This is a genomic window from Pseudomonas sp. Sample_22, from assembly GCF_004307635.1.
Taxonomy (GTDB): domain Bacteria; phylum Pseudomonadota; class Gammaproteobacteria; order Pseudomonadales; family Pseudomonadaceae; genus Aquipseudomonas.
On the sequence record NZ_RCNY01000085.1, the window covers coordinates 120,804 to 134,273 of the forward strand.

The window sequence follows — 13,470 nt, forward strand, 5'->3', positions numbered from 1 at the left end:
ACTGTCAGCGAAGGTTTAGTGCCGCTTGATAAATCCGGTCAACGTCTGCGGCTCAACCACGTGGCAGGAACACATCGGCCAGCAGTTGATTGCGCGGCAATCCCGCCAGGTACAAGCGCCGGGCAAAGGCGTCGACGCTGTCCGGCGCTCCGCAGAGCAGGGCCAGGGTTTGCCGCGAAACAAGCCGCAGTTGCGCCAGCGCCGCGGGTAACCCGACCGGGGTCCAGAGCTCGATGCTCAGGTTCGGGCGGCTGGCCGCCATGGCCTGCAGAGGCTTGGCCAGATAATGCTCGTCGGCGTCATGGGCCAGATGAATGACGCGGATTTCGCCTTGGTGATCCTGACGCAGAGCTTCGCGCAGCACACCAAACAACGGTCCCAAACCAGTGCCGGCGGCCATCAGCCACAGCGGTCGCGTGTGCCAATCGGGGTCATAATGCAGCGCCCCGCCGCGCAATTCGCCGAGGCGCAGCGGATCGCCGATTTTCAACTGACGTGCTGCATCGCTGAACTCACCCGGCAGGCGACAATCGAGGTGAAATTCGAGAAACCGGTCGTCCTCGGGCAGGCTGGCGAGGGAGTATGGCCGCGCCACGTTACCCGCCCACAACACCAGGTGCTGCCCGGCGCTATAACGCAATGGCCGCTGCGGGATCAGGCGCAAGCGCAGTACGTTGGGGCTCAACCAGTCGAGCGCCGCGACCTCGGCCGGGCGCCCATCCTGCTGCGGGTCGAAGGTGTGCACCTGCAAGTCCTCGACCACCTGGCACTGGCACGCCAGACGCCAACCTTGCTGGCGTTGCTGCGCGCTCAAGGCATCGGGGCGGCTATCGCTCGGCAAGCCTTGCACGCACTGCACCAGGCACGCATGGCAACTGCCGGCGCGACAGCTATAGGGCACCGCCACGCCGTTCTGATTCAGTGCATCAAGCAGATTACTGCCCGCCGCCACCGACCACTGGCGGTCACCGACACGTAATTCAGGCATCGACGTTTTCCCACGCCGCCGCGCAACGGTTACGACCGTCACGCTTGGCGCGATAGAGCGCCTGATCGGCTCGCTGCAAGGCGTCGTCGAGGTCATCGCCCAGTTCCAGCAACGTCATGCCCGCCGACAGACTGAGGCTGCCGACATTCAGGCCGAGCAACTCGACATCGGTAAATGCAACCCGCAGTCGCTCACAGCAGGCGGTCAGACTGTCGGCATCGCAATCGGGCAACAACACCACAAACTCTTCGCCACCATAGCGCGCCAGAACGTCGCCATCGCGCAGGCATGCAGTGGCCACGCCGGCAAAGGCCTGCAGCACTTGATCGCCCGCGGCATGGCCGTGCAGATCGTTGATCCGCTTGAAGTGATCGAGGTCGATCAGCGCCAGGCCATGCCTGACGCCGGCGTCCATGGCGTTGAGTTCACGGGAGGCCAGGCGCAGGAAATGCCGGCGATTGAACAGACCGGTCAGTTCGTCGGTGGCGACCAGGTCTTCGAGCTGGCGCATCATCCCGCGCAGCGTGTCCTGATGCGCCTGCAACGCGAAGCGCCGCTGCCGCATACGGTGTCGCGAAGCCTGGACGTAACCGGCATACAGCACCAGCCAGATCAACACGATCAACAGCACGCACACCTGCAACGCCGCCAGCGCCGGGTCGGCCAGCTGAAAGTGATAGCCCTCCCACAGCGTAATGGCGCTGAAACTGAAGAACACCAGCATCGCGCAGCGTAAAAACGCGCGACGGGACAGATGAAACAGCCCGAACAGCAGGATCAGCACATAAAAGACCAGGAACGCCCCGCGCGCGTCGTCCAGATGGGCGATCAACCAGGTTTGCCAACCCAGCCCCATCAGCACTTGAGCTTCCGTGAGGCTGGGGTCGGCGAAGCGCAGGTTGCAGCCGCTATAGAACAGGGCGAACAACGTGCCCTGGCTGATCACCACCAGTGCGCTGCCAATGGCCACGCTGGCCAGGGATTGCTGATAGTGACCGGTAAAAAACGCCAGCCACAGCAACAGCAAAGCCAGGGCATACGTGCCGGCTGCCAGGGCAAAACGTTTGAGCAACAGTCGCTGGATGGCGTTATGGGTCAATCGTTGACTCACCGAATGAAGGCTGACAGAGCGTCCTACTCTACAGACCGAGTGTCACTTTAGTGGGGCGGCCGATAAATGACCATTCAATTTTCGGTCGGATAAATGGCGTCAAATCCATGGCTGAAAAATCACCTGGATTCACGCGGCCGCCTATGCGACCAACGTTTGACTACCGGCGCGTGTGCCCTTGGACGAGGCGCGTTATACTGCCGCGCCTTTTTAGCGTCGCGCCAGCATGCCCGGCGTGCCTTGAAAGGTGCTTGCAACCGACCGATGCACCCAAGCTGCAAGCACCTTATTGAATGTTCCCGTCTTTTAGAGGAGCGCGACTCATGACCGTGATCAAGCAAGACGACCTGATTCAGAGCGTTGCCGACGCCCTGCAGTTCATTTCCTATTACCACCCCGTGGATTTCATCCAGGCGATGCACGAAGCCTACCTGCGCGAAGAATCGCCAGCGGCCCGTGATTCGATGGCGCAGATCCTGATCAACTCGCGCATGTGCGCCACCGGCCACCGTCCGATCTGCCAGGACACCGGCATCGTTACCGTGTTTGTCCGCGTGGGCATGGACGTGCGCTGGGATGGCGCGACCATGGGCCTGGACGACATGATCAACGAAGGCGTGCGTCGTGCCTACAACCTGCCGGAAAACGTCCTGCGTGCCTCGATCCTCGCCGACCCGGCGGGCGCTCGTAAAAACACCAAGGACAACACCCCGGCCGTGATCCACTACTCCATCGTTCCGGGTAACACCGTGGAAGTGGACGTGGCGGCCAAGGGCGGCGGTTCCGAAAACAAGTCGAAAATGGCCATGCTCAACCCGTCCGACTCGATCGTCGACTGGGTGCTCAAGACCGTTCCGACCATGGGCGCCGGCTGGTGCCCACCAGGCATGCTCGGCATCGGCATCGGCGGCACCGCCGAGAAAGCCGCCGTCATGGCCAAGGAAGTGTTGATGGAGTCCATCGACATTCACGAACTCAAGGCCCGTGGCCCACAGAACCGCATCGAAGAAATGCGCCTGGAGCTGTTCGAGAAGGTCAACCAGTTGGGCATCGGTGCCCAGGGCCTTGGTGGCCTGACCACCGTGCTCGACGTGAAGATCATGGATTACCCGACCCACGCCGCGTCCTTGCCGGTGTGCATGATCCCGAACTGCGCCGCTACCCGTCACGCGCACTTCGTGCTCGACGGTTCCGGCCCGGCCTCGCTGGAAGCGCCACCGCTGGATGCCTACCCGGAAATCGTCTGGGAAGCAGGCCCGTCGGCCCGTCGCGTCAATCTCGACACCCTGACCCCGGAAGAAGTGCAGAGCTGGAAGCCGGGCGAAACCGTCCTGCTCAACGGCAAGATGCTCACCGGCCGCGATGCTGCGCACAAGCGCATGGTCGAGATGCTGAACAAAGGTGAAACCCTGCCGGTCGATCTGAAAGGTCGCTTCATCTATTACGTCGGCCCGGTTGATCCGGTGCGCGAAGAAGTGGTTGGCCCGGCTGGCCCGACCACCGCAACGCGGATGGACAAGTTCACCCGTCAGATCCTCGAGCAAACCGGCCTGCTGGGCATGATCGGCAAATCCGAGCGCGGCCCGACCGCCATCGACGCGATCAAGGACCACAAAGCCGTTTACCTGATGGCAGTCGGCGGCGCGGCTTACCTGGTGGCGCAAGCGATCAAGAAATCCCGCGTAGTGGCTTTCGCCGAACTGGGCATGGAAGCGATCTACGAGTTCGACGTAAAAGACATGCCTGTGACCGTTGCGGTCGACAGCAAGGGCGAGTCGGTACACATCACCGGTCCTGCCATCTGGCAGCAAAAGATCAGTGAAAGCCTGGCGGTGGAAGTGCAGTAAGCGCTTAGACTGCCCCGCAGGAAAAGGCGACCGGAGCTGTGCTCCTGTCGCCTTTTTTATTGCCCGCACATCCCCCAGCAGGAACGAGCCTGCTCGCGATGGACGCAAAGGCACCGCGCTCATTCAGGCAGCCCGCGTCATCGTTGACGTCCATCGCGAGCAGGCTCGCTTCTACAGGGGATCGCGTGGCCATGTTATGGTGCGCCCCCTCCGTTCCCCCGTGTGTAATGCAGCATGTTCGAGTTTTCTCGCCCCTTGCGCCTGACGGTCTATACCGTCGTCATCATCGCCGGCGCCGCCCTCGTTGCCACGTTGGCCATGCGCCATACCGTGCGCCAATCAATGATCGAAGACGCGGCACGGGCCAATCAGCAATTGGCACTGTATGCCACATCGTTGCATACGCTGATCGAACGTTACCGCGCCCTGCCCTCGGTGCTGGCGCTGGACCCGCAATTGCGCGACGCCCTCAAAGGCCCGGTGAGCCCCGAGCAGCAGGATGTGCTGAACCGTAAACTCGAAAAAATCAACGGTGCGGCCGACTCTTCGACCCTGGAATTGCTCGACCGTACGGGGCTGGCCGTGGCGGCAAGCAACTGGCGTTTGCCCAGCAGTTATGTCGGCCACAACTATGGTTTTCGGCCCTATTTCAGCCAGACCCGCACTCAAGGCACCGGGCGTTTTTATGCCGTGGGCGTGACCAGTGGCATTCCCGGTTACTTCCTGTCGAGCGCCGTCACCAACGACGACGGCCAGTTTCTCGGCGCCATGGTGGTGAAACTGGAGTTTCCGGAACTGGAACGCGAATGGCGCCAGGGCAGCGACACGTTGCTGGTCAGCGACGCCCGCGGGGTCATCTTCATTGCCAATCAACCGGGATGGCGCTATCGCCATTTACAGCCACTCAGTGCCAGCGATCACGCCGAGCTCAAGGCGACCCGCCAATACGACAAGCAACCGCTGATGCCGCTGGACTACCAAGTGCTGCGCCACTTCGACGACAACAGTGCGCTGACACGGGTCAATGGCCCGGACGGCCGTGCCGATTACCTGTGGGAATCGCTGCCGCTCGCCGCCGAAGGCTGGACGTTGCACTTGCTGCGCCGTCCGCAGGTGGCCTTCGAGGACAGCCGCAACGCCGCGCTTGCCGCTGCCGGGTTGTGGCTGACGGTGGTGTTTCTGCTGCTGTTTCTCCACCAGCGCTGGCGCCTGGCGAAGATACGCCAACGCAGCCGCGAAGAACTTGAACAACTGGTGGAGGAGCGCACCCGCGATTTGCGCACCGCCCAGGAAGGCCTGGTGCAATCAGCCAAGCTCGCCGCCCTCGGTCAGATGTCGGCGGCACTGGCCCATGAAATCAATCAGCCACTGACGGCCCAGCGCATGCAACTGGCTACTTTGCGTCTGCTGCTCGATCATGGCCGCGTCGATGAAGCGTACCAGGCGCTCAAACCGCTGGATGACATGCTGACCCGCATGGCCGCCCTCACCGGGCACTTGAAAACCTTCGCCCGCAAAAGCCCCAGCGGCTTGCGCGAACGCCTGGACCTGGCGGCGGTGGTCGACCAGTCATTGCAATTGCTCGACACTCGCTTGCGCGACGAGCAAGTCAGCACCGTGCTGCATATGACGCGTCCGGCATGGGTGCGCGGGGATGCGATTCGCCTGGAGCAGGTGTTGATCAATCTGCTGCGCAACGCCCTCGATGCGATGCAGGATAAACCCTGCAAACGCCTGGAAATCCGTCTCCAGGCTGATGAACAATTGTGGCGACTGAGCGTCATCGACAATGGCAGCGGCATCGCAGAAGAAAATCTGCCCAAGGTGTTCGATCCGTTTTTCACCACCAAACCCGTGGGCGACGGGCTGGGCATCGGCCTGGCCGTTTCATTCGCCATCGTTCACGAAGCGGGCGGGCGATTGACCGCGGATAATCACGGTAATGGCGCAGTGTTCACCCTGACCTTGCCGATCGACCTGGAGGCCCAAGGCTGATGCTCAATTCTGTGATGGTGGTCGACGACGAAAGCAGCATTCGCAACGCCGTCGAGCAATGGCTGAGCCTGTCCGGTTTTGACGTGCAATTGTTCAGCCGCGCCGAAGAGTGCCTGGCGCAGCTGCCCAGGCATTTTGCCGGGGTGATTCTCAGTGACGTGCGCATGCCCGGAATGAGCGGCCTGGAACTGCTGGCCGAAGTGCAACGCCGCGACGCTGACCTGCCGGTGATACTGCTGACCGGTCACGGCGATGTACCGATGGCCGTCGACGCCATGCGCGATGGCGCCTATGACTTTCTCGAGAAACCTTTCAGCCCGGAAACCTTGCTCGGCAGCCTGCGCCGGGCGCTGGACAAGCGTCGCCTGGTACTGGAAAACCGCGCCCTGCATGAGCAGGCGGACAACCGCGCCAAGCTCGATGCCACACTGCTCGGCGTGTCCCGTGGCTTGCAGACTTTGCGTCGACAGGTACTGGATCTGGCGTCGTTGCCGGTCAATGTGTTGATCCGCGGTGAAACCGGTAGCGGCAAGGAATTGGTTGCCCGCTGCCTGCACGACTTCGGCCCACGGGCCGACAAACCCTTTGTCGCGCTCAACTGCGCGGCAATCCCTGAGCAGCTGTTCGAAGCCGAACTGTTCGGCCACGAAAGCGGTGCGTTCACCGGGGCACAAGGCAAGCGTATCGGTAAGCTCGAATACGCCGACGGCGGCACGCTGTTCCTCGATGAAATCGAAAGCATGCCGCTGGCGCAGCAGGTGAAACTGCTGCGGGTGTTGCAGGAACAAAAGCTGGAGCGATTGGGCTCGAACCAGAGTATCCGGGTAGACCTGCGCATCATCGCCGCGACCAAACCGGACCTGCTTGATGAAGCGCGGGCCGGTCGTTTTCGCGAAGATCTGGCCTATCGGTTGAACGTCGCTCAATTGCGTCTGCCGCCCTTGCGCGAACGCCGTGAAGACATACCGTTGCTGTTCGAATCCTTCGCGCAGAACGCTGCCGAACGCCTGGGACGCAAATTTCCACCGTTGAGCGGCGCGCAGCTGAGCCATCTGCTGAGTCATGACTGGCCGGGCAACGTGCGCGAACTGGCCAACGTCGCCGAGCGCCAGGTCCTGGGCCTTGATGAGCCGGAGCTGTTGGCCGTCGAACCCGGGCAGTCACTGGCAGCGCAACAGGAGGCTTTTGAAGCGCAGTGCCTGCGCGCGGCGCTGATGCGGCACAAAGGCGATGTGAAATCGGTGCTTGAAGAACTGCAACTGCCGCGCCGGACCTTCAATGAAAAGATGCAGCGGCACGGGTTGACCCGAGAGATGTTCCTGTAGCGTCTGGACAGACCTCATTTTTGATCGTTCCCACGCTCCGCGTGGGAATGCTTCAACGGACGCTCCGCGTTCGGCTTTTGGGACGCGGAGCGTCCCGGGCTGCATTCCCACGCGGAGCGTAGGAACGATCTGTTTCGGCGGAAATCCGCTTCTCGCCCTGCACGCCATAAGCGGATTTCCGCTCATAAAACCTGCCTACCCCTTCTAAACCGGCCCTCTCGCCGTTGGCACAGCTCCTGCTATAGCCCCGGCAGCCTGCGTTTACGCGCGCTTCATAAAATAATTAAACGAAGGATCCTTCAATGGATAACTCCAGTTCCCTGCCCCGTGGGTCGGCTGCCGTGTCGACAAAACAACGCACCACCTCCAGCCGTATCAAATCGATCTTCAGTGGCTCCGTCGGCAACATGGTCGAATGGTATGACTGGTACGTCTACGCCGCTTTCTCCCTGTACTTCGCCAAGACCTTCTTCCCCAAAGGCGACACCACTGCACAATTGCTGAACACCGCGGCGATCTTCGCCGTGGGCTTCCTGATGCGCCCGATCGGCGGCTGGCTGATGGGCCTGTACGCCGACAAGGTCGGACGCAAAAAGGCCCTGATGGCCTCCGTCTACCTGATGTGCTTCGGCTCGCTGCTGATCGCCCTGAGCCCTGGCTATGAAACCATCGGTATCGGTGCGCCGATCCTGCTGGTGTTCGCCCGGTTGCTGCAGGGCCTGTCGGTGGGTGGCGAATACGGCACCTCCGCCACTTACCTCAGCGAGATGGCAACCAAGGAGCGTCGTGGCTTCTTCTCCAGCTTCCAGTACGTGACCCTGATTTCCGGTCAGCTCATAGCACTGGGCGTGTTGATCGTGCTGCAGAACCTGCTGACCACCGAAGAGTTGTACGCCTGGGGCTGGCGCATTCCGTTCGCCATCGGCGCGCTGTGCGCAGTGGTCGCGCTCTACCTGCGTCGCGGCATGGAAGAAACCGAATCGTTCACCAAGAAAGAAAAGGCCAAGGAAAGCGCCATGCGCACCTTGATGCGCCATCCGAAGGAACTGATGACCGTGGTCGGCCTGACCATGGGCGGTACGCTGGCGTTCTATACCTACACCACCTACATGCAGAAGTACCTGGTGAACACCGTCGGCATGAGCATCTCCGACTCCACCACCATTTCCGCCGCCACGTTGTTCCTGTTCATGTGCCTGCAACCGGTCATCGGTGGGCTGTCGGATAAAATCGGTCGTCGGCCGATCCTGATTGCCTTCGGCATTCTGGGAACGCTGTTCACCGTGCCGATCCTCACTACCCTGCACACCATCACCACCTGGTGGGGCGCGTTCTTCCTGATCATGGCGGCACTGATCATCGTCAGCGGCTACACCTCGATCAACGCCGTGGTGAAAGCCGAACTGTTCCCGACCGAAATCCGCGCCCTGGGCGTGGGCCTGCCGTACGCACTGACCGTATCGATCTTCGGCGGTACCGCTGAATACATCGCACTGTGGTTCAAGAGCATCGGCATGGAAACCGGTTACTACTGGTATGTCACCGCGTGCATCGCCGTGTCGTTGCTGGTGTACATCACCATGAAAGACACCCGCAAGCATTCGCGGATCGTCACGGACTAAGTCCAGGCGCGCTTCAGCAAAAAGGGCAGACCTTCGGGTCTGCCCTTTTTTTTTGAAAAACACACTGCCGACATTCGCGGCCATTGATTAAACAATTTGTTAACGACACACCACGGCAGATTAATCACGAGTTAATGCTTGCTGACCATCCTCAAACGGCCTGATCGATCAAGTGCGATACGCCCATTCAGTCCCTGAAAGCGGAACCGTCTGACGGCGTTAATATCTACTTAATCGATTGTTTTTAGCATTATTTTGCGCTTTTTAATCAGTTTAACTGGCGTAGCATGAAACCCATGCCCAAGACACACCACGCCAAAGAATCTGGAGAATGAAGATGAAAACCAAACTGTTCCTCGCCATCGCCCTGTCCGTACTGGCCGCCAACACCTTCGCCGCCGACGGTTTCGACCGCACCGGTTCCGCCGTTGCAGCAGATGGCTACGATCGCACCGGCTCCGCTACTGTCGCCGCTGACGGCTATGACCGTACTGGCTCCGCCACCGTTGCTGAAGACGGCTACGACCGCACCGGCGGCGCCACTGTCGCTGAAGATGGTTATGACCGCACCGGCGGTGCGTCCGTCAGCTAAACCCCAATCCACGGCACCATAGCCCGGCTTCGGCCGGGCCTGGTCTTTTCCAGAGCATTGAAAATTTGTGCACTGATCACAAAATCTGTAGGAGCGAGCCTGCTCGCGATGACTGACTGTCAGTCGATTGAGATGTTGAATGACGGACCGCATCGCGAGCAGGCTCGCTCCTACAGGATTTTTTTCTGACTGGAAATTAGCGGTTTGCCCTTGCACTATGACGCTCTTGCGAATCAAGTCCTCAGGAACAAAAGCCTATGCCCGACGACATCCACTACTACGAACCCGCCAATGGCCACGGCCTGCCCCACGATCCATTCAACGCGATCGTAGGCCCGCGCCCCATCGGCTGGATTTCTTCCCAGGATGCCGAAGGCCGCTTGAACCTGGCGCCGTACAGCTTTTTCAACGCTTTCAACTACATTCCGCCGATCATCGGGTTCTCCAGCGTCGGGCGCAAAGACAGCCTGAACAACATTGAACAGACCGGCGAGTTCGCCTGGAACCTGGCTACTCGGCCATTGGCCGAACAGATGAACCAGAGTTGCGCCATGGTCGAGCCGCAAGTCGATGAATTCGAATTGTCCGGGCTGACCCCCGTGGCGTCGAAAATCATTCAGGTGCCGCGAGTTGCCGAAAGCCCGGTGTCTTTCGAATGCAAGGTCACGCAGATCATTCAGTTGCAACGAGCGGACGGCGATGTGGTGCCGAGTTGGCTGATCCTCGGCGAAGTGGTCGCCGTGCATATCGCCAAATGGCTGCTGAAGGATGGGGTATACGACACCGCCGCGGCAGAACCGATTCTGCGCGGCGGCGGGCCAGCCGATTACTTCCAGCTGGGACCTGAGGCATTGTTCAAAATGTACCGCCCGGGAGCGGTGAAGTAATTACCAGATCAGTTCGCCGTCTTCGCCAACGCCCTTGAGATGGGTCAGTTGCAGGGCGGCGGCTTCGTCCGCTTCCTTGGCGGTCTTGAAGGTCTGCTCTTCCAGCAGTTTGTTGAAACGAGGCGCACCGGAGCCGCCAATGGCTTTGGTCGCGATTGCCGCGTAATACCCGCCTTCACGGGGGATTACGGCCGATACTGCTTCGAAGGTTTCAAAGGCTTTGCGTGCCATGTCGCGCATCCTGGCTGGTTGAGAATGCAGCCATTAAACCCTCAACCGGCCAGTTTGTGTACCGCTACCCCGGACTGACGCAAGGCCTGCGCCTGCGAGACATCCTTGAAGGTATGGAAATCCAGGCTGTTGACCACCAGTTCCTGCACCAGCTCGGCAAAAATCTCCATGGCCGGGGTGTTGAAATACGCGGTCATCGCCTGTTGATTGCTCCAGAAGCCGGACACCAGCCACAGATCCGGATCGCATTGTGAGTGTTGCAAGGTAAAGCTCAGGCAGCCTGGCGCTGCACGGGACGGCTCGATCAACGCACTCAGGCGCAAACCGAGTTCTTGTGAACGCCCGGCGCGCGCTCGAACGAAAGCCATATGACTGACAGGGATTTGCTTGGACATGGTTCAACCCTCCCGGGGAGTCGAGTGGCAGCCGGGGGACGGGCTGCGACAGGATCAAAGGTTAAGGGCCACTGCGGGTTTTCCGTTAGTCGATTTCTGCCGCCGCGTTGCACAATCCTGCGAAAGTACGCGGGCCGCCTGCAACATTGTGTAAAACACTGTCACGGCTCCGCCTTCTGAGTTTCAAGCAACTTTGGGGCTCTACGCTCTCGCTTGCGGGGTCGAAAAAACATCCTCATGCAGAATCAGGCAAGCATTCGACAGAATGTGTCTACCACCGCGGCTTGCACAAACATATGCTCTGCCCCATCACCTTGCCGAGGATGCCTTGCATGTCGTCACTCGATCACTTTGAAGCTGCGCTGGACATCGAGATGGAGAAACAGCGTGCGGAACTGGCGGCGATCATTCGTCGCAACACCGCGGAAGATGGCAGTTATGCCACCGCTGTGGGCTCGCTGTTCATGTCACGCCATAGTCAAAACCACGAATTCGCCCCGGTGCTCGCGCAACCCGCGCTGTGCATCATGGCCCAGGGCCGCAAGGAAGTACGGCTGGCCGATGAGTTCTTCAATTACGACCCGCTCAATTACCTGGTGGTCTCGGTCTCGATGCCGCTCAGTGGTCGAGTGGTGAATGTTTCGGCCGAGGAGCCGATCCTGGCTGTGCGGCTGGACATCGACCCCGCAGAAATCTCCGCGCTGATTGCCGACGCCGGCCCGATCGGTGTGCCAACCCGCCCGACCGGACGCGGCTTGTACGTCGAACGGCTGGACAGCGCGATGCTCGACGCCGTGCTGCGCCTGGCACGCTTGCTCGACACGCCGAAAGACATCGCCATGCTCGCGCCCCTGATTCGTCGGGAAATTCTCTATCGGCTGTTGCGCAGCAAGCAGGGGCACAGGTTGTACGAAATCGCCATTGCCAATAGCCAGAGCCATCGCATCAGCCAGGCGATCAAATGGCTCAATGGCAACTTCGAACAGCCACTGCGCATCGATGATCTGGCCAAAGAGGTGAACTTGAGCGTCTCGACGCTGCACCACCGCTTCAAGGCGATGACGGCGATGAGTCCGCTGCAGTATCAGAAACAGCTGCGCCTGCAGGAAGCGCGGCGTTTGATGCTGGCGGAAGGCTTGGAGGCTTCGGCGGCCGGGTATCGCGTAGGGTATGAAAGCCCCTCGCAGTTCAGCCGGGAGTACAGTCGGTTGTTCGGGGCTCCACCCTTGAGGGATTTGGCGCGGTTGCGTTTGAGCGTCTGATCCAGATTTTTTGTTGTTACAGCTGACGCCATCGCTGGCAAGCCAGCTCCCACAGGTTTCGTCGGTGTTCACACAATCTAGTGAAAACCACAATCACTGTGGGAGCTGGCTTGCCAGCGATGAGGCCATTTGAGGCAGTACAAACCCTGGATCAGGCGCCGAGTACCCGACAAGCCTCGGCAGGAAGGGTCACCGACACCGGATGCCCGACGCTCAAACCGAATCCCTGACACGGCGTGCTCAGCGCAGTGAACGTCACCCCGGAACACTCCACCGTCGTCTCGATGGTCGCGCCGATATCGCGCACAAACGTCACCTTGCCCAGCAAGCGGTTGCCCGCCGTGGCCTGAGGGGCCGACAGTTGCAGGTCTTCCGGGCGGATCAGCATCTTCACTTTCTCGCCAACCACGATGCTGCTGCAGATTGGCACCTTCAGCGCGTCCCCGCCCGGCAAACTCACTTGGCCGTTGCCCAGTACCGTGGCCGGGAAAATATTGCCGGAGCCGATGAAATCCGCGACGAATTCGTTGGCCGGATGACGGTAAATCTCGATTGGCGTACCCACCTGCTGCACCTTGTGCTCACCCAGCACCACGACGATATCGGCCATGGTCATGGCCTCGCGCTGGTCGTGGGTGACCATGATGGTGGTGATGTTCAGACGCTGTTGCAGCTGACGGATTTCCACCTGCATTGACTCACGCAACTTGGCATCGAGCGCCGACAGCGGCTCGTCAAGCAAAAGGATTTTCGGGTGCGAAGCAATCGCCCGGGCAATCGCCACGCGCTGGCGTTGGCCGCCCGAGAGTTTGGCGACCGGACGATTGATCATCGGTTGCAGCTGGATCAACTCCAGCAACTCCACCACCCGCGCCTGCTGGTCAGCCTTGCTGACCCCACGCAGTTTCAGCGGATAGGCGATGTTCTCCCCCACCGTCATGTGCGGGAACAATGCCAGGGACTGAAACACCATGCCGAAATTACGCAGGTGCGCAGGCGTATGGCCAATGTCTACACCGTCGAGGCGTATCTCGCCGCCGCTCAGGGTTTCCAGCCCGGCAATCATGCGCAGCAACGTGGTTTTGCCACAGCCCGAAGGACCGAGGAAACACACCAGTTTGCCCTCGGGCAAATGCAGGTTTACATCTTTTACCGCGCAGGCCGAGCCGTAATGTTTCTCGACGTTTTCCAGAATCAGACCAGACATAAGAATCA

12 protein-coding genes are annotated in these 13,470 nt (G+C 60.4%); 7 read left to right on the plus strand and 5 right to left on the minus strand.

Annotation, left to right across the window (positions count from 1 at the left end):
• Positions 1-52: 52 nt before the first annotated feature.
• Positions 53-988, minus strand: coding sequence for an iron-sulfur-binding ferredoxin reductase (locus D8U73_RS23520; RefSeq protein WP_130905915.1), 936 nt, complete (start codon positions 986-988; stop codon positions 53-55).
• Positions 981-2,087 (minus strand): GGDEF domain-containing protein, encoded by a 1,107-nt coding sequence (locus D8U73_RS23525; RefSeq protein ID WP_130905916.1) that lies wholly within the window; start codon positions 2,085-2,087, stop codon positions 981-983. The genes D8U73_RS23520 and D8U73_RS23525 overlap by 8 nt, the downstream gene beginning before the upstream one ends.
• Positions 2,088-2,422: 335 nt before the next feature.
• On the opposite strand from D8U73_RS23525, the gene D8U73_RS23530 reads away from it, so the two are divergent.
• The 6 genes from D8U73_RS23530 to D8U73_RS23560 all read left to right on the plus strand — a co-directional run bounded on the left by D8U73_RS23530 (position 2,423) and on the right by D8U73_RS23560 (position 10,367).
• On the plus strand, positions 2,423-3,946 hold the full coding sequence (locus D8U73_RS23530; RefSeq protein ID WP_008061943.1) for a fumarate hydratase: 1,524 nt from the start codon (positions 2,423-2,425) through the stop codon (positions 3,944-3,946).
• A 234-nt stretch (positions 3,947-4,180) separates the two neighbouring features.
• The gene (locus D8U73_RS23540; RefSeq protein ID WP_130905918.1) at positions 4,181-5,941 is read left to right on the plus strand and encodes an ATP-binding protein; all 1,761 of its coding nucleotides are present in this window, start codon (positions 4,181-4,183) and stop codon (positions 5,939-5,941) included.
• On the plus strand, positions 5,941-7,266 hold the full coding sequence (locus D8U73_RS23545; RefSeq protein WP_130905919.1) for a sigma-54 dependent transcriptional regulator: 1,326 nt from the start codon (positions 5,941-5,943) through the stop codon (positions 7,264-7,266). Before D8U73_RS23540 ends, D8U73_RS23545 begins: the two co-directional genes overlap by 1 nt.
• Before the next feature lie 302 nt (positions 7,267-7,568).
• On the plus strand, positions 7,569-8,888 hold the full coding sequence (locus tag D8U73_RS23550; protein ID WP_056852699.1) for an MFS transporter: 1,320 nt from the start codon (positions 7,569-7,571) through the stop codon (positions 8,886-8,888).
• 337 nt (positions 8,889-9,225) lie between these two features.
• Complete coding sequence (locus tag D8U73_RS23555) at positions 9,226-9,480, plus strand: hypothetical protein (RefSeq protein WP_056852700.1); 255 nt, start codon at positions 9,226-9,228, stop codon at positions 9,478-9,480.
• Positions 9,481-9,737: 257 nt separating this feature from the next.
• Complete coding sequence (locus D8U73_RS23560; RefSeq protein WP_130905920.1) at positions 9,738-10,367, plus strand: flavin reductase family protein; 630 nt, start codon at positions 9,738-9,740, stop codon at positions 10,365-10,367.
• Here D8U73_RS23560 and D8U73_RS23565 read toward each other — a convergent pair whose 3' ends face one another.
• Positions 10,368-10,598, minus strand: a complete 231-nt coding sequence (locus D8U73_RS23565; RefSeq protein WP_056852702.1) for a hypothetical protein — start codon at positions 10,596-10,598, stop codon at positions 10,368-10,370.
• A 41-nt stretch (positions 10,599-10,639) separates the two neighbouring features.
• Positions 10,640-10,993 (minus strand): antibiotic biosynthesis monooxygenase family protein, encoded by a 354-nt coding sequence (locus D8U73_RS23570; protein ID WP_130905921.1) that lies wholly within the window; start codon positions 10,991-10,993, stop codon positions 10,640-10,642.
• A 332-nt stretch (positions 10,994-11,325) separates the two neighbouring features.
• Between D8U73_RS23570 and D8U73_RS23575 the strand changes: the two genes are divergently transcribed.
• Complete coding sequence (locus D8U73_RS23575; protein WP_056852704.1) at positions 11,326-12,255, plus strand: AraC family transcriptional regulator; 930 nt, start codon at positions 11,326-11,328, stop codon at positions 12,253-12,255.
• A gap of 151 nt (positions 12,256-12,406) precedes the next feature.
• Here D8U73_RS23575 and D8U73_RS23580 read toward each other — a convergent pair whose 3' ends face one another.
• A complete protein-coding gene (locus D8U73_RS23580) occupies positions 12,407-13,462 on the minus strand; it encodes an ABC transporter ATP-binding protein (RefSeq protein WP_130905922.1) in 1,056 nt (351 codons plus the stop codon).
• Between the last annotated feature and the right edge of the window lie 8 nt (positions 13,463-13,470).

Excerpts from the sequence above, each read along its gene's own strand:
- D8U73_RS23520 (WP_130905915.1), bottom strand. The coding sequence starts at position 988 with ATGCCTGAATTACGTGTCGGTGACCGCCAGTGGTCGGTGGCGGCGGGC.
- D8U73_RS23530 (WP_008061943.1), top strand. The coding sequence starts at position 2,423 with ATGACCGTGATCAAGCAAGACGACCTGATTCAGAGCGTTGCCGACGCC.
- D8U73_RS23540 (WP_130905918.1), top strand. The coding sequence starts at position 4,181 with ATGTTCGAGTTTTCTCGCCCCTTGCGCCTGACGGTCTATACCGTCGTC.
- D8U73_RS23545 (WP_130905919.1), top strand. The coding sequence starts at position 5,941 with ATGCTCAATTCTGTGATGGTGGTCGACGACGAAAGCAGCATTCGCAAC.
- D8U73_RS23550 (WP_056852699.1), top strand. The coding sequence starts at position 7,569 with ATGGATAACTCCAGTTCCCTGCCCCGTGGGTCGGCTGCCGTGTCGACA.
- D8U73_RS23555 (WP_056852700.1), top strand. The coding sequence starts at position 9,226 with ATGAAAACCAAACTGTTCCTCGCCATCGCCCTGTCCGTACTGGCCGCC.
- D8U73_RS23560 (WP_130905920.1), top strand. The coding sequence starts at position 9,738 with ATGCCCGACGACATCCACTACTACGAACCCGCCAATGGCCACGGCCTG.
- D8U73_RS23565 (WP_056852702.1), bottom strand. The coding sequence starts at position 10,598 with ATGGCACGCAAAGCCTTTGAAACCTTCGAAGCAGTATCGGCCGTAATC.
- D8U73_RS23570 (WP_130905921.1), bottom strand. The coding sequence starts at position 10,993 with ATGTCCAAGCAAATCCCTGTCAGTCATATGGCTTTCGTTCGAGCGCGC.
- D8U73_RS23575 (WP_056852704.1), top strand. The coding sequence starts at position 11,326 with ATGTCGTCACTCGATCACTTTGAAGCTGCGCTGGACATCGAGATGGAG.
- D8U73_RS23580 (WP_130905922.1), bottom strand. The coding sequence starts at position 13,462 with ATGTCTGGTCTGATTCTGGAAAACGTCGAGAAACATTACGGCTCGGCC.